The 23,661-nt window shown below is 61.6% G+C and carries 13 protein-coding genes and 1 pseudogene; 7 read left to right on the top strand and 7 right to left on the bottom strand.

Translation table 11 applies throughout. The features are described from left to right. Positions 1-117: 117 nt before the first annotated feature. Together AC1D2L_RS14585 and AC1D2L_RS14580 are read right to left on the bottom strand one after the other, a co-directional pair. Positions 118-7,404, bottom strand: coding sequence for a type I polyketide synthase (locus AC1D2L_RS14585; RefSeq protein WP_476846605.1), 7,287 nt, complete (start codon positions 7,402-7,404; stop codon positions 118-120). A gap of 119 nt (positions 7,405-7,523) precedes the next feature. Then, a complete protein-coding gene (locus AC1D2L_RS14580; RefSeq protein WP_476846604.1) occupies positions 7,524-8,345 on the bottom strand; it encodes an SDR family oxidoreductase in 822 nt (273 codons plus the stop codon). A gap of 128 nt (positions 8,346-8,473) precedes the next feature. Between AC1D2L_RS14580 and AC1D2L_RS14575 the strand changes: the two genes are divergently transcribed. The 4 genes from AC1D2L_RS14575 to AC1D2L_RS14560 all read left to right on the top strand — a co-directional run bounded on the left by AC1D2L_RS14575 (position 8,474) and on the right by AC1D2L_RS14560 (position 13,480). Then, positions 8,474-9,514, top strand: coding sequence for a hypothetical protein (locus AC1D2L_RS14575; protein WP_476846603.1), 1,041 nt, complete (start codon positions 8,474-8,476; stop codon positions 9,512-9,514). Next, positions 9,502-10,845: a glycosyltransferase gene (locus tag AC1D2L_RS14570; RefSeq protein ID WP_476846602.1), complete on the top strand. Its 1,344-nt coding sequence runs from the start codon at positions 9,502-9,504 to the stop codon at positions 10,843-10,845. Before AC1D2L_RS14575 ends, AC1D2L_RS14570 begins: the two co-directional genes overlap by 13 nt. A 114-nt stretch (positions 10,846-10,959) precedes the next feature. After that, complete coding sequence (locus AC1D2L_RS14565) at positions 10,960-12,126, top strand: polysaccharide biosynthesis/export family protein (protein ID WP_476846778.1); 1,167 nt, start codon at positions 10,960-10,962, stop codon at positions 12,124-12,126. Positions 12,127-12,178: 52 nt separating this feature from the next. Further along, entirely contained in the window at positions 12,179-13,480 is a 1,302-nt protein-coding gene (locus tag AC1D2L_RS14560; protein WP_476846601.1) for a KpsE/RkpR family capsule polysaccharide export protein, read from the top strand. Between the two features lie 9 nt (positions 13,481-13,489). On the opposite strand, the gene AC1D2L_RS14555 is transcribed toward AC1D2L_RS14560, so the two are convergent. From AC1D2L_RS14555 to AC1D2L_RS14540, 4 genes are all read right to left on the bottom strand, one after another. After that, positions 13,490-14,530, bottom strand: coding sequence for a hypothetical protein (locus AC1D2L_RS14555; RefSeq protein ID WP_476846600.1), 1,041 nt, complete (start codon positions 14,528-14,530; stop codon positions 13,490-13,492). 5 nt (positions 14,531-14,535) lie between these two features. Continuing rightward, the gene (locus AC1D2L_RS14550; protein WP_476846599.1) at positions 14,536-15,804 is read right to left on the bottom strand and encodes a KpsE/RkpR family capsule polysaccharide export protein; all 1,269 of its coding nucleotides are present in this window, start codon (positions 15,802-15,804) and stop codon (positions 14,536-14,538) included. Next, a complete protein-coding gene (locus tag AC1D2L_RS14545; RefSeq protein ID WP_476846598.1) occupies positions 15,801-17,129 on the bottom strand; it encodes a glycosyltransferase family 4 protein in 1,329 nt (442 codons plus the stop codon). The genes AC1D2L_RS14550 and AC1D2L_RS14545 overlap by 4 nt, the downstream gene beginning before the upstream one ends. A 189-nt stretch (positions 17,130-17,318) precedes the next feature. Further along, entirely contained in the window at positions 17,319-18,629 is a 1,311-nt protein-coding gene (locus tag AC1D2L_RS14540; RefSeq protein ID WP_476846597.1) for a glycosyltransferase family 4 protein, read from the bottom strand. Between the two features lie 343 nt (positions 18,630-18,972). On the opposite strand from AC1D2L_RS14540, the gene AC1D2L_RS14535 reads away from it, so the two are divergent. The 3 genes from AC1D2L_RS14535 to AC1D2L_RS14525 all read left to right on the top strand — a co-directional run bounded on the left by AC1D2L_RS14535 (position 18,973) and on the right by AC1D2L_RS14525 (position 23,197). Continuing rightward, positions 18,973-20,118: a KpsE/RkpR family capsule polysaccharide export protein gene (locus AC1D2L_RS14535; protein ID WP_476846596.1), complete on the top strand. Its 1,146-nt coding sequence runs from the start codon at positions 18,973-18,975 to the stop codon at positions 20,116-20,118. A gap of 11 nt (positions 20,119-20,129) precedes the next feature. Beyond that, positions 20,130-20,783 (top strand): ABC transporter ATP-binding protein, encoded by a 654-nt coding sequence (locus AC1D2L_RS14530; protein WP_476846595.1) that lies wholly within the window; start codon positions 20,130-20,132, stop codon positions 20,781-20,783. Positions 20,784-21,061: 278 nt separating this feature from the next. Continuing rightward, the gene (locus tag AC1D2L_RS14525) at positions 21,062-23,197 is read left to right on the top strand and encodes a glycosyltransferase family 2 protein (protein WP_476846594.1); all 2,136 of its coding nucleotides are present in this window, start codon (positions 21,062-21,064) and stop codon (positions 23,195-23,197) included. Positions 23,198-23,415: 218 nt separating this feature from the next. Here AC1D2L_RS14525 and AC1D2L_RS14520 read toward each other — a convergent pair. Next, positions 23,416-23,661: pseudogene (locus AC1D2L_RS14520) on the bottom strand (integrase core domain-containing protein); the annotation flags it as partial.

Below are 23,661 nucleotides of genomic sequence, written 5' to 3'. Positions count from 1 at the left end.
CCGGCGGCACGCTTGCAAGCGGCCGGGGCGGCGTCCGCCCGGGTGCGCGAGACGTGCCGGACCGCTTCAGGACCAGCGCAATATCTGCATCCGACAGCGCTGACTTGCTCTTGGCCCTCATAGCACCCCAACCTTGACTTTCGGCAGCTCGATGATCTGCATCACCGACCGGGCAATTTCCGTGCCGTCGGCGCCATGGGCAAGCGCCATGGCGTCGGCGACTTGAACCGCCTCGCTATCCACCTCGCCAGTGCCGAGCAAGCCTTCGAGGATCTTCTCCGCGACATGAGACGCGGATCGATCGCCCAGAGACATCAGCGGCAATTCCACGCCGATGCGCTTCTCGACGCCCAGGCGCAGTTCCAGCGCCATCAGCGAGTCCATTCCGATCTCAGACAGGGGCCGACGCGGATCGATGGCGTCAGCGTCGATCCGTAGGATCCGGCCAATCTCGCTCTTGGCGACGGCAAGCACGATCTCCAGTGCTTCTGCCGCCGTTTTACCAACAATCTGCTCCTGCAGATCAACCGCGTTGCCATCGCTCTGATCGCCGGCACTGCCACTGAGCGCGACAAACGCAGGGGATTTCAGCACGGCCAGGCTATGCGCGACCGCGCTATTGCCCATCGAAGAGTAGATCTGAACCGGATCAACCTCATTTCCTCGGGCCAGAAGCTGCCCAAGATGTCTCAACGCGTCTCGCACCGGAACACCGGACACGCCGGTGGTGCGAGCGAGCCGTTCGCCGAGCTTGCTATCGCGGGCAATGACGCCGGCATCGGCAATCGCCCCCCAGCCGACAGCCAATGCCGGGACGCCTGCGAGACGGCGTTGGCGCATCAGCCCTTCAAGATAGGCGTTTGCCAACACATAGGCACCCTGGCCGGGACTGCCGATCAACGTCGTTGCGGACGAAAATGCGACGAAGCACTGCAGCGGATCGGACCGCGTCGCCTCGTCAAGCACGGTCACGCCGACCGCCTTGGGCAGGACCACCCGCGCCAGCGATTCATCGGTCAACCCATCGAGCAGACCGTCCTCCAGCACCATGGCCGTGTGGATCACACCGGAGAGCGGCCCGTGCTTTTCTCGAACGCGCGCCAGGAAGGCGGTGACGGATGCGGGGTCGGTGGCGTCGGCACGATCGACGCTGATCCGCCCGGCATAGGCTCCCAGCCGATCACTTGCGCTTGCATCGAAATGGCCTCGGCGCGAGGCTACGACGACTTGCGAGGCGCCGCGATCAGCCAGCCATATCGCAGTTTCCAGACCGAACCCGCCTGCCCCGCCCAGCACCACGAAGGGCCCGGGCTTCGGCTTGAACGAAGGGACGATGCGATCCTCCACCGCCTGCAGCGCAGGCCGCACGACGATCTTGCCGACATGCCCGGAACGTTGCATCAGCCGCATCGCATCGGACACATCCTCGCCAGCGAAGAGACGGTACGGCACGGGCTTCAGATCGCCGCTCTCAAACCGGCGCGTCAGTTCATCGAGAATGCGACGCGTCAGCGAGGCGTCGTGAGCGAGCAGTTCGTCGAGATCGACGCCAAAATAGCTGAGGTTGCGAACGAAGGGCCTGAGCTCAAGGGCGGTATTGTCGAGGAAGTCGCGCTTTCCAAGCTCGATAAAGCGTCCGAACGGCCGCAGGAGCCGGAACGATGCCTTCATCGCTTCGCCGGCGAGCGAATTCAAGACGACGTCGACGCCGCCATGTTCGGACAGGATGCGTTCGGCGAAATCGAGACTCCGCGATTCGTAGACGGCGTCCGCGCCCAAGGCGAGCGCGAGCTTGCGGCGTTCGGGGTTTCCGGCGGTCGCGATGATCTTCGCTCCGACGAGCTTTGCGATCTGCATCGCAGCCTGTCCAACGCCACCGACCGCGCCATGGATCAGAACCGTCTCGCCGGCGCGCAACCGGGCCACTTCCATCAGCGCAAACCAGGCCGTGGAGAACGCGACAGGGATGGTCGCCGCTGCCTCGGCCGAGAGCCCGGCGGGAACCTTGGAGAAGCTCGCTGCAGCCGAGGTGACGTGCGACGCAAAGGCCTCGGCCGCAAAGCCCATGACCTTGTCGCCGACAGCAAGGTGCTCGACCTGGGGGCCGACACGGACGACCGTTCCAGCACATTCGAACCCAAGCGCAGCCGCACTCATTCCGCCAGCCAACAGGCCCTCGTCGAGGAGCCCCATGCCGACCATGACGTCGCGGAAATTCAGGCCGGTCGCATCGACCGTGATCTCGACTTCATCCCCGCCCGGGGCACGCCTGTCGGCCCAATGCCACGCGAATTGCTCGAAGCCGGCGCCATGCTCGGCTCTCAACTGCCGGCGCCGATCCGAGTTCTCGCCCGTTGGAGCCATCACGCTACGTTGGACGCGCGGCACGAAGATGCCCTCGTCCGAAATGAGCAATTCGCGCTCTTCACCAGCCTCGGCGACGACCTTGAGCAGGCTCTGGGCGGCAGCAGCGGCGGGCAGCGACGAGGCGATGTCCACCAGTCGAATGTCGATGGCGGGGAATTCGTTCATCGCAACGCGAACGAAACTCCAGATGGCGTCCGATTGCGGTTCGGCACGCCCGTTCCGCGCGAACGCATCACGTGTCACCACCCAGATTGCCGTCGGCACGTCGGCGCGCGAGAGTTCTCGCAGTCGTTCTACGATACGCGACGCGCGCGCCTGGCCTGCGATGCTGTCGCGATCGGATGCAAGCGGCAGTTCAAGTTCCAGATCCGATCCCGCCCCGGACAACTCCAATAGCGTCGCTGCAAGGCTCTGGTCGTCCTGCATCGAAGGTTCGGCCATAGCAAAGCGACGCTGAGCCTGATCGCGCTCAGCAGGAATGGCGCGGTTTGCCGTCAGAATTGTACCGCCGGAGGAGCCGGGAACCAGTTGGGACTCGCCGAGCCCAAGGTTCCGGATTGCCGACGCCACCATGTCGGCGCTCGGGACCGCTCCTGTCGCAAACCAATGATCCGGTTGCGTCTGGAGCCAGTCCTCCCCGAGCCCGAGCATGAGATCGAGCGCATCGTCATGCGGCAGCGTGCCGATCAGGGCCGAGCAGGTTCCACCCAGCATGGATGCGAGCCGAGCAAGGGCAGCGGGGCGCGGCAAGGCTCCGTTCAGAAGGCCCACGACACCGTCGAATGCTGCGAAGGCCGTGGGCGACGACGCCTCGTTGTCGGCTAGATCGAGGCTTCGCAGCCAAGGCGCTGACGACCCGCTTTTGCCCTCGGTAACGGCGACGAGGTTGATGCGCCCCTGCTGCGCCAGCGGCCGCAGCGTATCGTGTACGATCTGTGCGCTTGGCTCGATGATCGCAATCCGGGGTGGACGCGGGAAGCTGGCCGCAGCGATCGACCCGACCAGATCCAAAATTGCGTCGGAGCACTCGTGGAGGATCGAGGCGCCCGACCAGAACTGACGCTGCACCTCCGGCGCAAGGCGCGCCTCGCCCGTGCGCAGTTGCTCGCCGAGTAGCGTCGACACGGCGTTGGCGGTGACGAGTTCGGCCTGGGCTTCGGGGAAGCGTTCGGCCAGTGCGGAAATCAGACGCGCTGGCGCAGGGAAATCGTCAGCGTCGGCGATCTTCCAGATGCCCTTGTCTTCCGAGGCCAGTTGGGCCGCCTCCAGGAGACGCAAGGCGACGCCAAGCAACGGCGCGGTCGAAGGATGGACGAGGCCTTGGCTGACGCACGCATCGACCTCGATGCGCCCGCCAATCGCCAAGGCGAGAACGGCTTCATGGGCGGATGCGATAGCGATCGCACGCGTCAGCAGCCAGGACGGCGACGGATCTCCATCGACTTCAGGCGCCTCCCAAGCCGGCAAAGAGGTCGGCTGATCAGCCGATACCATCTCAAACCACGTGTCGAATATGCGGCTGGCATCGTCAACGCGGGCAAGAACAGCGGCTCGGAGGTAGACCCCTTCGAATTCCGCGACAACAGCGTCATCCTGGTCGAGCAGCCAACCCTGCAAGGTCATCGACCGTGCCGATTCCTTGTTGATCTGAATCAGGGCACGCGCGATCGGCACGCCGGCGCGCCAGCACCGCAATCGCCTGATGCGAACAGGCAGAAAGGCGCGCGTTTCGCCGGGCTTATGCTCCAGCCCAACAAACAAGCCGTGGAAGGCGGCATCGAGCGCAGTCGGATCGAGAACTTGCGTGTCAGCGAAAACGCCCAGTTTCATGTGGCCAGCGGAGAGCACCGCATCGAGCCACTGGCCATCGCGCCGCAGCCTCTCGACCCGCTGGAACGAAGGGCCATATTGCAGGCCCGCTCGCGCCGACGCCTTGTAGACCTCGGCGTGACCGTGGATCGTGCTGGCATGATTGTCAGGGCCGGCAGCGGCCGCATGGGCATGCCCCTGAAGCTGGTTTACCCGGCCGCCTGCATTGAATGTCCATTCGTTGCCAAAACGCGGCCTGCTCCAGACTTCGACGCGCGAGAGCGAGCGTTCGTGACGAACCGAGATCTCGCGCATGCCCTGCGCAGGAAGGATCAGGGGGCGCAGAATGTCGATGTCGGTCAGCTCGAGCGGGACATCGCCGTAGAGCTCACGGCCAACAGCCAGCGCCATCTCGACCAGGGCAGCACCGGGCACAACGACCTCGCCGCCGACCTGATGGTCCGCCAGATAGGGCACGGTCTCTGCATCCAGGAGCATTCGCCATTCCGGCGACCCTTGCGCAAGGCGGGTTCCGATCAGAGGGTGGCGCTGACCGCCGTCGATGCGGCCATAGGCCTCGATGCCCTCTGTGGTTTTCGGCAAGATGCAGAGCTGCTTCTGCCAGGGGTAGTGCGGCAACGGCACTCGCACGGTCGGCGCGGTTCCGATCAGTTCGTCAGAGGGCGCGAGAACGCCCCGGGCAACCAACATCGCCAGAAGCGCCAGAACCGGGTCGCGCTCTGGGTCGGCACTGCGCTCGGTCAGGCTGCCTATCGCAACTGCTTGCGCCCCGCTCGCGCGGCAGATCTCCGTGACCGCGGCGACAAGGATCGGCCGGGGCGACAACTCGATGAAGAGCGTTGCGCCGGCTTCGGCTGCGCATTCGACCGCAGCCTGGAACTGCACGGGATTGCGAATGTTTCGCCACCAGTACTCCGCATCGAGCGCCTGGCCCTCGACGACTGCCCCGGTGACGGACGAGATGAATGGCACGCTCGTTGTGCCAGCACGGATACCGCGGACCCCGTCCAGCAGGGTTTCGCGGATATCGTCGAGCAGCGCCGAATGGAATGGGTAGTCGATCCCGAGCCTGATCGTCGCGATCCGCTGCTTGCGCGCCTCGGACGTGAGCGACTTCAGATCGGCGTCGCTGCCGACTACCGTAAATGAGCTGGGAGCGTTCAGCGCGGCAATCTCAAGGCCGCCGCCGACGCTGGCAACCAGGTCGCGCGCAGAGGCTTCGTCGGTCGCGATGGCCATCATGCCGCCGGCGCCGCGCACCTTTTCCTGATGCTGGCTTCGCTCCCTGACGAGCCTGACGGCGGCTTCCCGTGTCAAGGCGCCGCTGGCCTCCGCCGCGGCGATTTCACCCACGCTATGCCCGAGTACGAAATTCGGCTTGAGGCCATGCCGAACGAGTACACCAGCGAGCGCCGACTGAATGGCATAGATAAGGGGCTGCGCGACGCTGGTCGCGGCAAGGCGCTCCCTGATATCTTCCGCATGCAGCGCTTGGATTAGCGACCACCCTGCCTCGGCCTGAAAGATCGTGTCGATCGCGCGAAGCTCCTGCGCGAATTCAGCGTTGTGCCGATACGCTGCGACGCCCATGCCGGCCCATTGCGCGCCGTTACCCGGGAATACCAGGGCAACGCGGCTCGTACCTGCCACCGCAGCCACGGCGACATCGCGCGTCTCTTCCCCCGAGGCAATGCGATGAAGTTCGGCGAGGGCATTGTCCCGGGACGATAGCGGCAGCGCGAGCCGATGCTTGAGCCCGTCGCGCTGTCGGGCGCTCGCACGGGCGAGCGTATCGAGATCGATGGCCTCATCCTGCAGGCGCTCGCTATAAGTCGATGCCAGTGCCGAGAGCGCCTCGCGCGTGTGCGCGCTTAGCATCAGGAGGCGGGCCGGCTGCGTCTCACCGTGCTCGGACGTCGCGCGCTCCTGCGTGGTGGCGGAGCGCAGGATCACATGGGCGTTGGTGCCGCCGAAGCCATAGTTGCAGATGCCGGCCGTTGCGCTTCCAGCAAGATCGGCGCCGAATGCCAGGTCTTCGGTCGCCGGAAGGAGATTCAGCTCCTCGAAATGGACGTTGGGATTAGTCTCTTCCAGATGGAGAGTGCGCGGGTATATGCCCTTCTCGAGCGACAGGACGACCTTGGCGATGGCCGCCGCGCCGGAAGCGGATTCCAGATGGCCAATGTTCGATTTGACGGAGCCTATCGTCAGCGCAGCATCCCGCTTCTGGCCGAGAGATTCGCCTATCGCGCGTGCCTCGATCGGGTCTCCCACCGGGGTGCCCGTGCCATGGGCCTCGAGGAATGCCAGCGAGGATGGCGCAACTTCCGAGCGCTCATACACCTCTGCGAGGAGCGACGCCTGACCATCGACCGAGGGCAGCGAAACGCCTACCGTACGGCCGTCCGAGTTGACGCCAGTGCCGAGAATGACCGAGCGGATTGTGTCGGCCGAGCGCCGAGCGACATCGAGGCGCCGAACCACCATGGCCGCCCCGCCTTCGGACCGTACATAGCCGTCGGCCTTGGCGGAGAACGGACGGCTTCGGCCGGTCGGCGAGAGCATGCGCGCGCGCGAGAACCCGATGAACGGTATCGGGGACAGGAGCATGTTCACACCCGCGACGATCGCCGTGTCGATCTCGCCAGCCTCGATTGCGCGAACCGCCGCGTCCAAAGCCACGATCGACGACGAACATGCGGTATCGACCGTCAGACTCGGCCCCTTGAGGTCAAAGGTGTACGAGATACGATTGGATGCGATCGCCAGCGAGATGCCGGTGATGAAGTGGCTTTCCATGACCGACTGGTCGACAGAAGCCGCGCCCTGATAGTCGACATTGGACGCGCCGACATACACGCCGACCCGATCCCCCGCGATTGTCGAGGGCGGAATCCCGGCATCCTCGAGCGCCTCCCAGACCAGTTCCAACAGCAGTCGCTGCTGAGGGTCGATCTGGGCAGCTTCACGTGGCGAAATTCCGAAGGCCAGCGGATCGAAACCGAGGGGGTCGTCAAGATAGCCGCCGGCGAAGCTGTAACTGAAACCGAGAGCTGCTGGATTGGGATGGAAAAAGCGCTCGACCAGCCAACGCCCCTTCGGACCATCGCTGACGGTGCAAGCTCCGGCAATCAGAACATCCCAAAGCTCACTCAAATCTCGCGCGCCGGGAAGACGCGAAGCCAAGCCTATAATTGCAGAAGTCATATTAAAAAAAGCAGCCTTCAATCATCTCAGCAGCAGCGTCTAAAATCAGCATCGCATTTGACGCCCACACGTCCTGCCTGCCTACGCAATTGGACGGGCGGCCGCCACATTTTTTGACGTCAGGACCGTTTTGTTCTCATTTCATGCCTCAGCAGGCGAGCCTGTTGCAAGTGGAATATTGGCGCGAAAATGCTATGAAAGCGCGCTAAAGCTGCGATAGCAAAACCTGGGCCCACCATGAAACGTCCTTTTGCCGCACCATCGATGATCGCCGTGCCCACCGTGTCGGCGGCCCAGATGCCCGCTCCTTCCGTGATGAGGCTCGTAATCCGCGGCTTGGTCAGACGCTCGGACATCAACTGAGGGGTCTGCGTGTCGGGCGGGCAGGCCAAAGTCACCGTGACTCCGGCACTGGCCAACTCCAAACGCAGAATTTCAGCCAGTGCACGGACTGCGAACTTTGATGGCGCGTAGGCCGAGTAGCCGTATATTCCCAGGAAAGCGGCCCCTGACGAGATCAGCACGATGCGGCCCCGTCGCGCTTCGACCATGCTGGGGGCGGCCGCTTTCACGAGGTGAAGGGTGCCGAGATAGTTGCACTGCATATGCGCAACGTGCTGTTCGACCGGTTGGTCCAGAAACAAGCCTGGCTCTGCCATGCCCGCGCTGGCGATCAGCCACTCCGGAGCACCATGGGCTGCCACGAGATCCTGGACTGCCCGCCGGCACGCTGGCCAATCTCCGACATCGGCAGACACCGTGACGACCAACGCATCCGGCCGCCTAGCCATCAGTTCGGCCTTCGCCGCGGCGAGACGTTCCTCGTCCCGCGCCAAGAGGGCCACCGGGTGCCCGAGGTCGACCAGTCTGGCGGCGCAGGCCTTGCCGATTCCACTTGACCCGCCGGATATGATCGCCAACCCCGGCTTGCCTTCGTGCATGGACATCTCCCGTCACGGCGGATGCGCCGCCTTGATCTTCTGGACCCCCCTCGATCAGTCCACTAAGACGTGGAGGCTGTACAAGCGCGCAGGATGCCTTGCGCAGCATTGTTAATCCGGAAAGTCTCGTGCCCAGCCTGTTATCGGATCTTCTCAGGTTTAGGTATGACGAAATATGCCCGAACGCGCTGCGCGTTAAGGCCGCCAAGCGGATGGTTGTCCTGCTTTCAGGACAAAACCCAACATTCGACTACTATATCGCGCCGCGCCTTGGCGGGATCGAAACACAGCTCATCGACATCCGCTCACAGACGCCAGGCACCTTCGAGCCACGGCCCGGCGACTATGTCCTTATCTGCCGCTACCTCACAGGGCGCTGGGCTCGGCATATTGCGGAAGCACGGGATCTGGCGGGGATCGGCCTCTTCTTCGACGACGATCTGGTCGCCTTCATCGGCGATAGCTCCATTCCTCTGCTCTATCGACTAGATGTGGCTCGCCGGACAATTCTGCCGCTCCGAAATGCGCGTCCAGCGCTTACAGACATCATCGTTTCGACGGTCGCCTTACAGCAGCGCTATAGCCGCTCGAAAGCGAGGGTACTGGGCCCCGTGCCGGCAGAAGACGACATCACGCCTCGTCCTAGGGCCTCTGCTGAACCTTTTCGGATCGCCTTCCACGCTCAATTGAGCCATCTCGCCGACCATGCGTTCGCCGCACGGATTTTTGCGCAAATGCAGGGGCGAGTTGAGATCGATGTCATGGGCCCCGCGCAATCGAAGCGCGCTTGGGATCGGGTGCCTGGTGTCCGGTTTCACGCTGAAGTCGACTGGCCGGCCTACAAGCGTCGTTCCAAGCAACTTGGCGCCGATCTTCTGGTCGCTCCAATGCTGGACACTCCGCTGAATCAGGCACGCTCGTCGACCAAAGCGATCGACGCGGTCCGCATGGGCGCAGCGGCGATATTCCCGCGAATGGCGGCTTATCGCGGGTTAGACGGCAGCGCGACCTTGATTGATGGCGGCATACGCGAGTGGGTCTCCACGATACGCTCCTATGTCGAAGACCGCGCGAGAACGCACAGCGCTGCCGAGAAACTGAGAGCGGAGATAACCCGTTGGCGCGATAAGCCGAGCCCTCTGATTCGGGGCCTCGAATGCAGCGATTGACCATCGCCTTGTGCACGCATGGCTATTTCCCGGAGCAGTTTTTTGGAACGGCTGTGTATGTCCGGCAGCTTGCGAAAGCCTTGCAGCGTCTTGGACATCGTCCGGTCATCATCGCGCCGCGGCTTGACCCCGACACCGCAATAGCAACTCTGCTGCCACCGGAATGGATCGACGACATCGAGATCTACCGCGTGTTGCGTCCCAGCATCCGTGACGCCCGCGACAGCTTCGACGACGTCCGCCTCCTCCCCGCTCTGCGGGAGGCGCTCGCAGCCATCGCTCCAGACGTCGTCCATGTTGCCCATTTTCTCGGCCTGACGACTGCGCTCTACAATGCCGCTCAATCGCTCGATCTGCCAGTTTTCGCCACGCTCACGGACTTTCACGGCTTTTGTCACCGCGGGACTTTGCTCAACGCGTGGGGCAGAGATTGTCGCGGACCAAACCGTCTGCGTAGCAACTGCCTCGGCTGTGGGCTCAGCGACAGAGCCGCCGAACAGCCGAACTCGCTTTCATTGGCCTATTTCTCGTCGTGGTTCGCTCGACCGACCAGCAGCGTCGTCTTTCCCTGGATCGCTCCACTGCTACCACAGCACGCGAGACGCGATATCCAGGCCACCCTTGACCGTCCTGACCATCTGCATAGCATGATGTCCGGGCTACGTGGCGCCATCGCGCCGACCGCCTTTCTGCGCGACGCCTATCTCAGGAACGGCTTTTCGATACCCATCGAGGTCAGCCCGTTCGGCATCGAGGCCAATCGCGCCGTCAAGCCAGAACGGCAGGCAGGCCCGTTGCGCGTCGGATTTATCGGCCAGATCGGCGCGCATAAGGGTTGTCACGTGCTAGTCGAGGCAGCCCGACACCTGCGGGCGGGCAGCGCGTCGATTGGAATCTGGGGCGACATGGCTCGCCATCCGTCCTATGCGGCGGCACTGCGCCGCGCCGCAGCGGGTCGCAGCGTCTCGTTTCATGGAAGCCTGCCTCTGGAGGCGATGGACGACGCCCTTCGCGGGCTCGATGTGCTGGTCATGCCGTCGATCTGGGCGGAGAATGCGCCTTTGACGCTGCTCCAATCGCTCGCCTGCCACACCCCCTGTATCGTTTCAGACCAGCCAGGCATGACGGAATTCGTGATCGACGGGGTCAACGGGTACGTCGTGCCGCCAAGCGATCCTAAAAGCCTTGCGAAAGCGATTCAGATGCTCGCGGATGAGCCCAAGCTGCTCTATCGACTAACGACCGCAGCAAACTATGAGCATGATACCGACGCCATGGCCAACCATGTTCTGGATCTCTATTCGCGCAGTGGCGTGGAGTGGTCCTATTAGTTTATCAATGATGTGATGGATTCGACACAAGCAGCAGATATTCGGCTGCGAACGGATTCTTCACTGCCACGGCGTGATAAACGTGCTGCGTGTGGATATGGATGATTGATTAGCGTGCCTTGGCGTTCTGTGTATGTCCTCGCCTTGGCGAGCCTGGTGTCCGGATGCGAGGCCCTGCCATCGGCCGGGCCGCTTCGTTCCGATATTTACGAGCAGTCGAAACCATCCCAGCAGTCAGAGCATGGGCAATTTGCACTCGTTGATATCAACGAGCAGGTCGTCACTGCTCTCGCAAGCCGTCGTGAACCCACGTTTGGTCGGCGTTTTGGTGACTATCGGCCACCGGGTCGATACACGCTGGGGATCGGCGATGTGGTCGTCGTCACCTTGTGGGAGGCTGGTTCGGGAGGGCTGTTCTCCGCGCCGATGCTGAATGGCGTCAGCACAGGCTCACGCTCGACGATCGTGCCCGAGCAGCAGGTTGGGCAGGATTTCTCGATCACAATTCCCTATGCAGGGCGAATTTCGGTGAGAGGTCGGACAACCGCGGAAGTCGAGGCTCTTATTGTCGAGCGCCTTGCGGGTAGCGCGATACAGCCGCAGGCACTCGTCAGCGTTTCAAAATCGGTCAGCAACGCAGCCACGGTACTTGGCGAGGTTACCACCGGCGCACGTTTGCCCCTCTCGCCGCGGGGGGATCGCGTTCTGGATGTCATCGCGAGCGCCGGCGGACTTCGGTCCCCTATCCATGAGACCTTCATTGGCCTGAGCCGCGGTCAGCAGACAGTCGTGATGCCGATGCAGGCGTTATTGAGCCGACCGGCCGAGAACGTCTACGTTCGTCCTCAAGACACACTGACGGTGATCCGACGCCCTCAGACCTTCACCGCTTTCGGCGCAACGATGCAGAATACGATCGTCCCGTTTGATGCCGTTGGCATCACGCTGGAAGAGGCCGTGGCGAAGGCCGGCGGGCTTTTGGACCAACGCGCCGATCCGCGGGGTGTCTACCTGTTGCGCTTCGAAGAGGCGAACCTGGCTCGCATGATCGCGCCCGCGGATGCAGTGCTTCCGCCAAGTGGCTGGGTGCGGGTGGTTTACCGACTCGACATGCAGCAGGCCTCATCCATCTTCATGGCACGGCAGTTCAACATCCGCGACAAGGACGTGCTCTACGTCGCCAACTCGCCATCGACTGATGTCCACAAGCTGTTATCGATGATCGGTACGCTGACCGCACCAGCTTTGCAGGCAGCTAACGCAGCAAAGGGCTTTAACTGACCATTTTGGATCGGCGTGGCGAACCTTGGCTCGCCGATCGGATGTGGATCCAATGAAAGTGTCGCGCGCAGAAACGCTGACGAAGGTCGCATCGACCGAAGCCGACGGGATGGCGTTTGCCGCCAACGGCAGCGGCGGGGTCATGCGCCGACCGACCGAGCCGGGTGCACCCTCGATAGACCCTGCCCCGTCGTCGACCGATGTCGATTCGCCCACGGCATCGATCGGTTTTCCGTTCGCCTCGATACGATCGCGCCCACCGTGGGGTCCGATCAGCTTCGCACTGACGGTCCTCGTGCCAGCTGCGGCCTGCCTGCTCTACCTGATCTTCCTTGCCGCGCCACAGTATGTCTCGGAGACACGTTTCGTGCTGCGCGGCAGCCTGGAAAAGCTGGCACTGGAATCGATCGGCCAGGCAGCAGCCCTGTCTGCGCTCAACAACTCGCAAGAAGCGCACGTCGTCGCCGACTACATTCGCAGCCAGCGGATCATCCAAGACCTGTCGCGCGATCATGACTTGCGCAGCCTCTACGCGGGGTCGCCTCTCGACTTCATCTGGGGGCTCTCAAGCGACGCCTCGCCCGACCGTCTCGTTCGCTATTGGCAAGCGATGACGAGGGCCGATGTCGATGCGACGACCGGCATTATCACAGTCCGTGTTCACGCTTTCAGCCCCGAAACCGCTCAAGAGCTGAACAGGAACGTCGTCGCTCTCAGCGAGAAGCTGATCGCCAACTTTTCCGAAAAGATGCGTACCCAGCGGCTGGAGCAAGCGCTGGCCGACAGCAACGCCGCTCACGCCGAGTTGAGCACGTTGCTAGCGGCATTGGAGGCAGCCCGCGGCCACGCAGAAACGATCGATCCACTGACGACTGCCACGGCATTGACCACGCTGGCCTCGACACTGCGCGACGAACGCGCAACGCTGGTTGCGACGCGGACGGCAGCAGCCTCGCGCATGGGAGCGAACGCCCCCACGATCGCGCTGGCTGATGAGCGTATCCGGTCGCTCGATGCGCAGATCGAACTCGTGCTGTCATCCACGACAACGGCCCGTAACGGAGCGGCGGCGGCAAGCGATCTGCTCACTGCAACCTCGTTGTTCGACCTCTTGCAAACGCGCAGGGAGCTCGTGACACGCCGGGTCGCGCGTGCGGAAATGGCGCTGGCACAGTCTCGCCAGGATGCAATCCGCCAGCAGGTCTATGTCGACGTGTTCATGCCGCCCACATTGGGCCAGATGAAGATCCACCCGCTGCCGCTATGGACGACCTTTATCTTGACCCTGAGCCTGGCGGCGCTCTGGGCGATCGCGGCGCTCTATTTCGAGACGATCCGCGAGCGGACGCGCTGAGGACGACACCTATTGCGTGGCCGCGAAAGACTCTCTCGCGATGTCGTAAAGCTCCTTATCGACCGACAAAATCTGTCCCACAACTTCAAGTCGAGACAGATTCCCAGCCAGATCGACAACACGCTTGGAAGGCGTTGAACCCGGTAGCGACGGCATCTCGGTATCCAGGGCAGCCTCGATATGAGCGACAAAACCTCTCATATCGGACCTAAAGCCCACTGCGGAGCATTCAGCCAGCGTATCGAGCGCATCCGCAAGCGCTTGCGGGGCCAAGCGATCCTCGGAAGACAGACAGGTCAACAGCCGTGTCATCGGATCCGTGAGGGTTGCGCGTGCACGGGGAGGCAGGCCCAGCAGCCAAGCCTCCATCTGCCCTGACGAGGACGTTACATCGGGCTCCATCAACTCCACGATATCGAGGTAGGCCTCGTGTAGCACGCCCTTCAGGGTCGATCTAGGACGTGTCGCGGCCCATTGCAGCAGCAGCAACTGCTCCGCCAATTCCTCGAGCGGATCGCGGAGAGAGATACAGGTTTGGAAACCGCGATCCCGCAGCAGCGGCTCGAACGCGCGGTAGTAAACGCGGCCAGTCACGTAGATTGACGGGGAGAAGGGAATTCCAATGATCGACTTGGCCGTTTCCTCCGGCACGGAATCGAGCCTGGTGAACGCCATGTGGAAATGCGGCTCCATGGCCTCGTTAAGAACGGCATTGCGTAGGAGTTGGCCCTCTAGCCGAAACACCTTGGCGTCGATGTCGGCCGTTTCCGGACGACGCCGGTAGATTCGGACATTCGTGTCCGCGTCGAATATCTCCAGGTCGTCGCCCCCCGCGAGCGTCGGGCAATTTTTGGTATCGACGATGAAACCGCAAACGCCGGTGTCGTGGAGACCCTGCTCGCGTAGAAGGGGGCGAAGCACGTTCGCCTGGATCGTGGCAATGGCCTCGCCGGAAATGACGACGAGGATCTGGGGCGTGACAGAGGGGTTGTCGGGCATGATCCAGCCCTCAATGCGCGATCCGCTATCACCGTCGATGTTAAAAAGCATGGGCGTCAGTCGAGTTGGTCGAGAGTGATCGATACGGCAGTGAGCATGAACAGCCAGGCAATCGCAGCAAGTGCTGCAACGAACGCTATCGAGACCAGTATCGCGGGCTCTCGCGCATCGCTCGGCAGGGCTGGCTCCAGATAAACCAGAAGGAACGATGCCTTGTGCTCAGCTTCACGCCGAGCCTGGTCAAAGACGCCCGTCGCAACATTGAGCATGCCTTCCGCAAAGCGGCGCTCGAGCTCCAGGGCTTCGAGATCAGCGACAGAATTCAAGATGGTCCGGTCGCCTGCATTTCCCGTCAGCCGGCTGTTTGCTTCGACAATCTGTGCATCGAGCCCAAGAATGGTCGCCTGGATCTCTGCAAGGCCGGGAGCCCTGCCGCCTCCCAGATTCTTGATCGTTGCCATCTCAGTGCGAGCCTGGATGCGCTCCCTCAGCAGGCGGATCAGTGTCGTCCCAGTGGCCTTGACCTCGCTGGCGGGGTCGACAATGCGCGACTCGCGGCGCATCTGGCGGATCTTCAGTCCGGTCGCCTCATAGCGTGACTCGGCCTCGACAAGTTCGGCACGCGCCAATGCCAATGTATCGTCACGCTGGCGCATGGTCAGTTCCCCCAGCATCTCCTCGCTGATGGCGAGAGCTCGCAAACCGATATCCCGCGCATCCTGCGCCGAATAGGCCCTGACGCGAAGCTGGATCGTGTTAGAACGCCGCTCGACGGCTGCCGTGACGTGGCGCCGCCAATAGGCGAAGAGTTCTTCCTGCGAGGCGTCGTTCGCCAGGCGTGACCAGCGATCGACATCGCTCCGCGAAAAGCGCTTGCGCAACCAGCCCTTATCGTCGAGCCGGCGGGTCATCTCGGGGCTCATTAGATAGCTGCTGACGACAAACGGATCCTGCAGGCGACTGGAACTTGATCCAGACATGCCACCGCCGAGATCCCCGAGTCCACCGAGGCCAGACACCGCGCTTGACGCTTTTCCGGCGCCGGAGTTGCCCTCACCTATGTCGATGTCCATGGCGGGCCCGGCGATGGACGAGCGCACTGCAAAGTGGCTTTCCGAGACGAACCGTGGCGACGCCAGAAACACGAAGTAGACCGCAGCGACAAGAACCGGCACGCCGATGATCACCAGCGCCAGAAATCCAGCGATCTTGCCAACGCTTATCCGGCCTGAGGCGTGCCGCAGGATAGGAAATCGCTGAGGTGTATTGGCACGGTTGCCGACAGACACGTAGGGAAGGCGCGCGCTTGCAACGTTCAGGCTCATGGTGTCCTCACGACCACGCCGTGATGGGCGTACATCGCAAGGACATCAGCCACCATATCGCGTGATGTCCGCTCGTAGCGAGTCGTCAGGCTCATCCTGCGTGCCAGATCGGGTTCGTCGGCAAAGCGCTGGAGTACCCTCGCGAGCGAAGCGGTATCTCCGCGTCGAAAAGCAAATCCGTTCTCTCCCGGCAGGAGAAACTCGGTCATCCCGGCAACATCCGAGATCACAACGGGCGTCCGCGTGGCCAGCGCCTGCAGCAAGATCAACGGACTGTTCTCGTACCATGTCGAAGGAATCACGACCACATCAAGTGCACCAAGGACACGAGCCAGTTCCTCCGCGGCGAACGTGCCTTTGAAATCCACGCGCAAATCGGCGGATCGCAGCCGAAGATCGCGCGCATAGGCCGGATCCTGCCCCTCAGAGCCGAAGATGTCCAAGCCAAGGCTCGCGCTGCCTACCGCCCGCAACGCGTCGATGAGCAAATGGACGCCTTTGTGAGGAGCGAGCTGGCCGATATAGCCGAGGCGAACCGGCCCACTCGCACGCTCGGGCTTGGCCGATCGGTCGATATCGACGCCGAAGCGACTCAAGACAAGATTCTCAAAGCCGTTCGAGCGGTATGCTCCGCACAAAAAGCCGCTGGGTGCGATCGCAGCGCGATAGGTGCGATACGCATCCAGCAGCCGGTTGGGCCGAGCCTGGAGGTCGACAATGCCGCCGGCCTCGGCCCCAGCGAGTTCCGGCCGCCTCGCCAGCGCCCGAGAGACCAACCCGCGCGCGCGCGGCCCCTGAAGCCAGCGCCGGGTGCGTGTCGGTGCGGGGCTATCCTTCAACAGGCAGGCGATGCAGTTGGAGCGCTGTTGATTGGGGCCACTGCAAAGTGCGCCATTGGCGGCCTCTAGCTTGTTATTGAAGCAGAATCCGAAGAAATCGGTAAAAGTTGCGAAGGCCGGAATTGCGAGGCGCTCGCAGACGGACAGAAGCGACGCCGTGTGATTGATGAGATGCGTGACGTGGACCACATCGGGCTCAATCTCCCGCAGCAGTTGGGTCTGGATCTCAATCATGCTGCGCTGGAGATAGGTGTCTCCGAGGCTGGCATGCGGGAGCCGGTTCTTGTCGATGCGCAAGACAGGGATGTCGTCGATGCGATAGCGCTCTACCAGGTCGGCCTGTCGCGGCTCTCCGGCGAAAGTCGCGGTAACCACGACCGGCTCATGGCCCATTTCGCGCAGATTCCGCGCGAGCAGCCGCGTATAGCTTTCCGTCCCGAAATAATGTTCGGGATAGTAGCAATGCACGAACAGAGCGATCCGCATTGTTTTATTGGGCCTCAATCTCGGCAAGGAGCCTGCCCAATCCTTTGCTGAGGCTCAGTCGCGGAGCCCCGCCGGCGGTCGATCGCCGATCCCTCCCTGTCTCGCGGAAGAGACCGTGACACCCCTTGGACAGCAGCGCACGGCAAGAGCTTTGTTCGATTATGCCTGTGGCCCCGGTAACGAGAATGGTCATGCCGACAGTTTTTCGGCGTGCTGCGCCAGCGTGTCGCCATAGAGCTTTTCATAGTCTGCAATCATGGCATCGAGGCTGAAGGCATGCGCACGCTCGTGGTTGGATGCACCCTGCTTCGCAAGCCTGTCGGCGTCATCGAGCATGTCAGCCAAGAGTGTTCCAGTCTGCTCGGCATTTTCTCCGAGGGTTGCGGACGATTCCAGGATTTCCGACAACGCGCCGACCTTGTTGCCGACTACGCCCAGCCGCATCGCCATGGCGAAAGGTACCACCTGACCAAAGCTTTCGCGTGCGACCGGTGCCAGGAACACATTTGCCTGAGCATAGACAGCCGGCAAATCTGCATAGGGCACCGAGCCTCGGAAATCGAAATTCGCCCGGCACCCGGCCTTTCGGACGCGCTTGGCAAATACGGAGAGAAGCGGCCCTTCGCCCACGATGACTATTCGCGTGCGAGGGCGGCGCTGGACCGCGAAGATCGCCGCATCCAGCGCATCCGCCTCGAGCTTGTCGCGATCAAGCCGGTACACCAGCAAGGCAGTGTCGTCGGCATCCGGGCCGAGCCGGCGCGGAGCGGAGAAGGCTTCGAGATCGATGCCAGGGTAAATGACGACGGAGCGAGACAGCCCGGGCGCAAATGTCTCTCGCACATAGTTCGAGACGAAGGCCGTCGCAGCGATGCGCGCATCACTATAAGGCACCACAGGGGTGTTGACGTTCTGGATCACCGGCACGCCGGTACCAAGCGCAGCCTCGAAAGCAGGCCGATACCAGACGTCATCGGTCGAGCCCCAATAGTGCACATGGACGAGATCGGGTGCGAGCGACGCCACCATGGGCTTGAAACGATCGAATGGCTCGTCGAGCCCAATCCGCTGGATTGTCATGCCCGAATGGGCTCCGCCTGCAGGCAGGGCGGCCGTTAGAACCTGCATGTCATAGAGATGACCGAGATGGCGGTGGAGGTCGACCACAAGCTGCGTCGAGCCGCCAACGAAGACATTCGGAATGATGTGGAGCAGCCGGGGCCGGCGCGCCCTCGCCTCATGTTTGAGCGTCACGGAATAGCGAGGCGCTGGAGGGTCGACGAGAGCTTCGCTCAAGCCGCGCTTGATGCGCCGCCACATCGCGCCTCGCTCAAGACGCAACGTCCATGGCAGGTCGGCTGCAGATCTTTCGCAACGCAATGCCGTTTCGCGAGCCGTGGCAATCAGGTCAACAAGAAACACAAAGGTGCCCTTGGGAGCCGCGAAGGCCACTAGACACCGGTTGAGAGTACGCAGGAAACGAGTAAGTCCCTCAGTCATAAGCCTGATGCATCGACCTTTGCGCGGACCGGGAGCACATCGCCTTTCGTCTCTGGATCCTTCGCCAAATCACGCGCCTTCCTGCCTTTGGACGATAGCCAGCTTCTACTGATTTTGCCTGGCACATGGCAAGGCTGTGCGGATTGGCAGGGGCTCTGCTTTTCTGCTAACGCCACAATCAGGGAATCTGATGGACATCGTTGAAGCAGCGCCTCGCACGGACAGTGCCCAACTCGACAACTCGGCCTCCCTGCGCCGTGCCGCCATGCGCGAGCGGGCAGCCCGGTTTGCGCTGGAGCTGCAACGACGAGCACGGCGTGCTCGCACGCGCCGGCGGACTTCGATGGTCAGGGCGCCCGATGTCCGCGCGCTCGTCCAGACTCTCTCGCTCACCAGCCTGTTGCGACCGCTTACGCTCAGCGCATTGCTGGTGGTCGCCCTGCCCAGCCTGATTGCTGCCGTCTATTTCGGCCTCATTGCCTCCAATGTCTACGAAGCCGAAGCGCGCTTTGCCGTTCGCACCGGCGCGATCTCGGGCATCGATGCCCTGACCAGCCTTGCCGGCATTCCATCGATCAACCAGGTGCAGGACTCGCTGATCGTCGCAAACTTCATTACCAGTCGCGCCGCAGTCGAGGCTCTCGAGGACAACATTGGCTTGCGCAAACGCTACAATGACAAGGCAATAGACATCGGATCGCGGCTGTCCGCCGACGCCCCGATCGAAGACCTCGTCAGATTCTGGCAAATGCACGTCTCTGTCGCGATCGAGTCGCCCTCGGGGATCATCACCGCGCGGGTACGCGGTTTCTCGCCTACAGATGCGCAGGCGCTGACAGACGCGCTGGTGCGAGCAAGCGAGCAGCTGGTCAATAAGCTCGGCGCCCAAGCCCGAAACGACCTCGTCGCCAACAGCGAACGTGAACTACGCGACATTGAGAACAGACTGCGGGCATCGCGTGAACGCCTGAACCAGTTGCGCGTCTCCGAAGGCGTCATCGATCCGCAACTGACCGCCCAGGGCATCAATCTGCTGATGACGGAATTGCGTGGCGAGGCAGTCAAGCTCGAGCAGGAAATCGCGACGATTCAGCGCGTCGTCTCGAAAGATGCGCCGCAAGTGCAGCTCATGCGCACGCGCCTGGCGGCAATCCGCGAGCAGAACGACGCGCTCCAGAACGAACTAACACTTCGCCGCGACAATGGCCGCGAGGCCCTGTCCAGTGTCATGACACGCTTCGACCAACTCACACTCGAGCGGCAGATCCTCGAACGGCAATACACCTCTGCGGCCGCCTCACTGGAGCAGGCCCGTGCGGCAGCGGCGCGCCAGCAGATGTATCTCGCGACTTTTGTCAGGCCAGTGCTGCCTGAGGATCCTGCCGGACCGCGTCGCATCCTGCATCCGTTCCTGATTGCGCTTGGGCTTTTGGTCATCTGGGGTGTCGCCGCCTCGATCGTATCCCGCCGCCAGGCGCTAGCTGGCTGATCGGAGCGCACATGATCGTCGTCGATCGCGTCAGTAAATATTACAAGGCCAACTGGCAGCGAAAGGTAGTGCTCGACAAGGTCTCAATCGCCTTCGACACGAAGCGAAGCTATGGCTTGCTGGGCAAGAACGGCGCCGGCAAATCGACTTTCCTGCGGCTGATAGCCGGCACCGAAGCACCGAATTCGGGCCGCATCCATCGCTATGTCCAAACTTCTTGGCCGCTCGGCTTCGCAGGCGGCTTCCATCCGATGATGACAGGGCGGGAAAACATTCGATTCCTGGCGCGCGCCTACGGCGTCGATGCGCGCAGCGTGGTCGATTTCGTCGATGATTTCTCGGAGCTAGGCCGAGACCTCGATGTGCCCGTGAAAACCTATTCGTCAGGCATGATGTCGCGCCTCGCATTCGCAGCTTCGATGGCGATCGAGTTCGATTTCTACCTCGTAGATGAAATCACGGCGGTCGGTGACAGCCGCTTCCAACTGCGCTGCCGCGACGCCTTCGCCAAGCGCAGGGAGATTTCGGGCATGCTAATGGTCTCTCACTCGATTGGCACTATCCGCGACTACTGCGATACAGGCATGGTGCTCACGAAAGGGAAAATTCAAATTTACGACGAGCTCGACGAAGCAATAGAGATGTACAAAACTCAGTTATTATGAGTAATTATTCTTTTAATCCAGAATTAACAGGCTAATACGACACGCATTATATGTTTTAATTCACAAATTCAATTGAATTTATATTTAACTCTCTTACAGATTGTTTTATATCCCGAATAGAAATAAACTATTCGAGACTGGACCGCTTAGCGAGCGCTTGCTTCAACCACCGGGCCATCCGATAACCTGTTGACGGCTCCACATCGAGAGACAAGCCTTTCGGCCGATACGATGCTGTATTCAGGGTGGGCTACTAGGTTGAGATGATAAACCAGACAGTGACACTTCTTAAACAGGTTACCGGGCGGATCGCGTGCGCATTTCGCACGATCTTGACGACTTTACGCTATGTGCGAATTGCCCAAATCGTGAGACGAAGCGGCGCCTTTGACAGCCCCTGGTATCGTGCGACCTACCCAGATAGCTCCGGTTGGGATCCGATCATTCATTATTTTGCACGCGGCGCCGCGCAAGGACATCTGCCTCACGCGCTGTTCGACCCAGAATGGTGGCGCGAGACTCGTCAGCACGCACGCCACCGCGATCCATTCGTCGACTATGTGCTCGCACCCGAACGCTGGAATCTGGCACCTTCTCCGTATCTCAAAGTCGACGATGCGATTGACCCCTATCCTAAATTGGGACCCAGCTCCCCGCTCTCCTTGTACCGGCATGGGGGATCCCACCTGAGGCCCTCTCCCCTGTTCGACGTCGAATTCTACAAGCGTCAAAACCCCGACGTTATGGACGCTGGCTTCGATCCATTGTTGCATTTCATCACGAATGGCGGGCGGGAGGGACGTTCGCCCTGCGCGAGCTTCGACGCATTCTGGTATCTCGAAAAAAACCTCGATGTTCGCGCTGAGGGTGCAGAACCGCTGCGCCATTTCCTGATGCGGGGCGCGCGCCAAGGGCGCGCCCCGCATCGCGCAATAGAACTCAGGCTTCTTCTCCAGCGTGCTCCAGGATACGATCCAGCTGGCGCTCTGATGCTCTATCAGGCAGAACAACGGCACCGACTGGATGCGTTTACCCACCGACATCTTCCGCCCCCCGGGGCACGTGCCGCACTTTTCGACGATTGGCCGTGGCGTAAGCCGCCTATACCCGCCGCGTCAGGTCGACGATTGATCATTATTGCCGGGGAAAAAAACGCCGACCTGGACCAGCGGATCGGCGCGCTGGCGAACTCCACGAACTGCAAAAACTGCTGGCTCGTCGCGATGGATTCGGCCGCAGCAGAGGCTGCGACTAAGGCCAAGTTTCCAATCTTGGACCTTAGCGATGAGCCCGTCGATACGCTCAATGCGCTGCTACGAGCAGGCTTCGCCGCTGACCCCTGGATAAACATTTCAACTGATATCGGGGACGGACATCCAGTTCACAAGTTACTCGCTGACACCCCAATCACGTGTATGCCACGACCAGGCGTATCGCCGATTGGGGCCACCGATATATGTCGGGTCCATTCAGTACAGAAGCACCCCCATCTCAAAATCAGCGTCATCGTACCGTCCTTCCAGCATGCGTCCTATCTCAACGCGAGGCTCGCTTCGATCGTCGCCCAGCGCCTGCCCCCCTCCGAGATCATCATCATAGACGATGCGTCGCAGGACCAAAGCATGCAGCAGATCCGAGAATTCGCTGATCAGGCCCAGTTGCCCGTACGGGTCGTAGCGCGCGAGCTTAATAGCGGAAGTCCATTTTCAGCATGGATTGACGGCGCCACACTTGCGAGCGGAGCGCTTGTCTGGATTGCCGAAAGCGATGACCTCGCTGACACACGATTCCTCGAACGGCTTGCTCCCTACTTCGATCGCGATCCTTCGATGATGTTGGCTTATTGCCAGAGTGGAATAATCGGCACTCGTGGGGAGAGCTATGCGAATGACCATTTGTTCTATACGGACAGCCTGAATGAAGAGCGCTGGGAGAAATCTTATCGCGTTGCCGGCTCGGAGGAAATTCGGCAGGCACTGGCAATCAAAAATACTATACCCAACGTTTCGGCTGCGCTGATCCGACGTACGGCTCTCATCGAGGCATGCGAGGGTCTATCAAAGTACCGCTACTGCGGCGACTGGCTCGCTTATGCCCGACTGGCAACGCAGGGCAACATTGGCTTCCACCCCGAGACCCTCGCGCAAACGCGAAGACATCGCCACACGACGACCGCCGAAGGCGAGCGCGATATGATCGCGATCCGCGAGGCACAGCGGATCCGTCAAATGCTCTGGGAACGCAGCGAATGCCAAACGGATACGATCATTGCTGGTTACGCACAACATGAACTCGAAGTTGATTCCCGGCGAACGCGGCACCGGTTAGCTCGAGCGGCGTTTCGGGACGAGCCTTCATTCTCGGAATTTCGAGCCTCTGTTGAAGCATTGATGACTAAACATCATAATGAATAGCCACGATTTTGTGGACGCCCTCGGTTCAGATTTTTTGCAGCCGTTCGGAACCAACGGGTGACAGCATCTCGTTTTGGACGTTCTGACGTAGCCCCCATTTTTATCCAGCGCTCAGTTTGTTTCCGGCTGTTGTTGAGCTCGTTTGGGCTGGTGAAAGCGCCGGGCGCTGGCGCTGTGCTTTTCCCATAGCGCTGCACTAGAGCCCGGCGTGGGGGGAAGGTCGAGGCGAAGACAGACGGCGTCTGCCACCCCAGTTGGGAGAAGGGGCGTTCGGTATTGTAGTCTGAGCGCCAGTTGGCCAAGACGGTCCGGGTCTGGGGCAGTGACGAGAACAGTGCCTCGTTGAGCAGTTTGTCACGCAGGCGACCATTGAAGCTTTCGATGAAGCCGTTCTGCGTCGGTTTGCCGGGCGCGATGTAGTGCCATTCGACGAGAGCCCGATCTGCCAAGCCAGGATCGCGTCG

The sequence above is a fragment of the Allobosea sp. P1_B10 genome (assembly GCF_056406735.1).
Note: the sequence above shows the minus strand (reverse complement) of the source record. Positions and strands in the feature narration are given on the sequence as shown.

Coding starts and splice junctions, on each gene's coding strand:
- AC1D2L_RS14550 (WP_476846599.1), bottom strand. CDS start 15,804: ATGAGCCTGAACGTTGCAAGCGCGCGCCTTCCCTACGTGTCTGTCGGC.
- AC1D2L_RS14540 (WP_476846597.1), bottom strand. CDS start 18,629: ATGACTGAGGGACTTACTCGTTTCCTGCGTACTCTCAACCGGTGTCTA.
- AC1D2L_RS14555 (WP_476846600.1), bottom strand. CDS start 14,530: ATGCTTTTTAACATCGACGGTGATAGCGGATCGCGCATTGAGGGCTGG.
- AC1D2L_RS14530 (WP_476846595.1), top strand. CDS start 20,130: ATGATCGTCGTCGATCGCGTCAGTAAATATTACAAGGCCAACTGGCAG.
- AC1D2L_RS14560 (WP_476846601.1), top strand. CDS start 12,179: ATGAAAGTGTCGCGCGCAGAAACGCTGACGAAGGTCGCATCGACCGAA.
- AC1D2L_RS14580 (WP_476846604.1), bottom strand. CDS start 8,345: ATGCACGAAGGCAAGCCGGGGTTGGCGATCATATCCGGCGGGTCAAGT.
- AC1D2L_RS14570 (WP_476846602.1), top strand. CDS start 9,502: ATGCAGCGATTGACCATCGCCTTGTGCACGCATGGCTATTTCCCGGAG.
- AC1D2L_RS14585 (WP_476846605.1), bottom strand. CDS start 7,404: ATGACTTCTGCAATTATAGGCTTGGCTTCGCGTCTTCCCGGCGCGCGA.
- AC1D2L_RS14535 (WP_476846596.1), top strand. CDS start 18,973: ATGGTCAGGGCGCCCGATGTCCGCGCGCTCGTCCAGACTCTCTCGCTC.
- AC1D2L_RS14545 (WP_476846598.1), bottom strand. CDS start 17,129: ATGCGGATCGCTCTGTTCGTGCATTGCTACTATCCCGAACATTATTTC.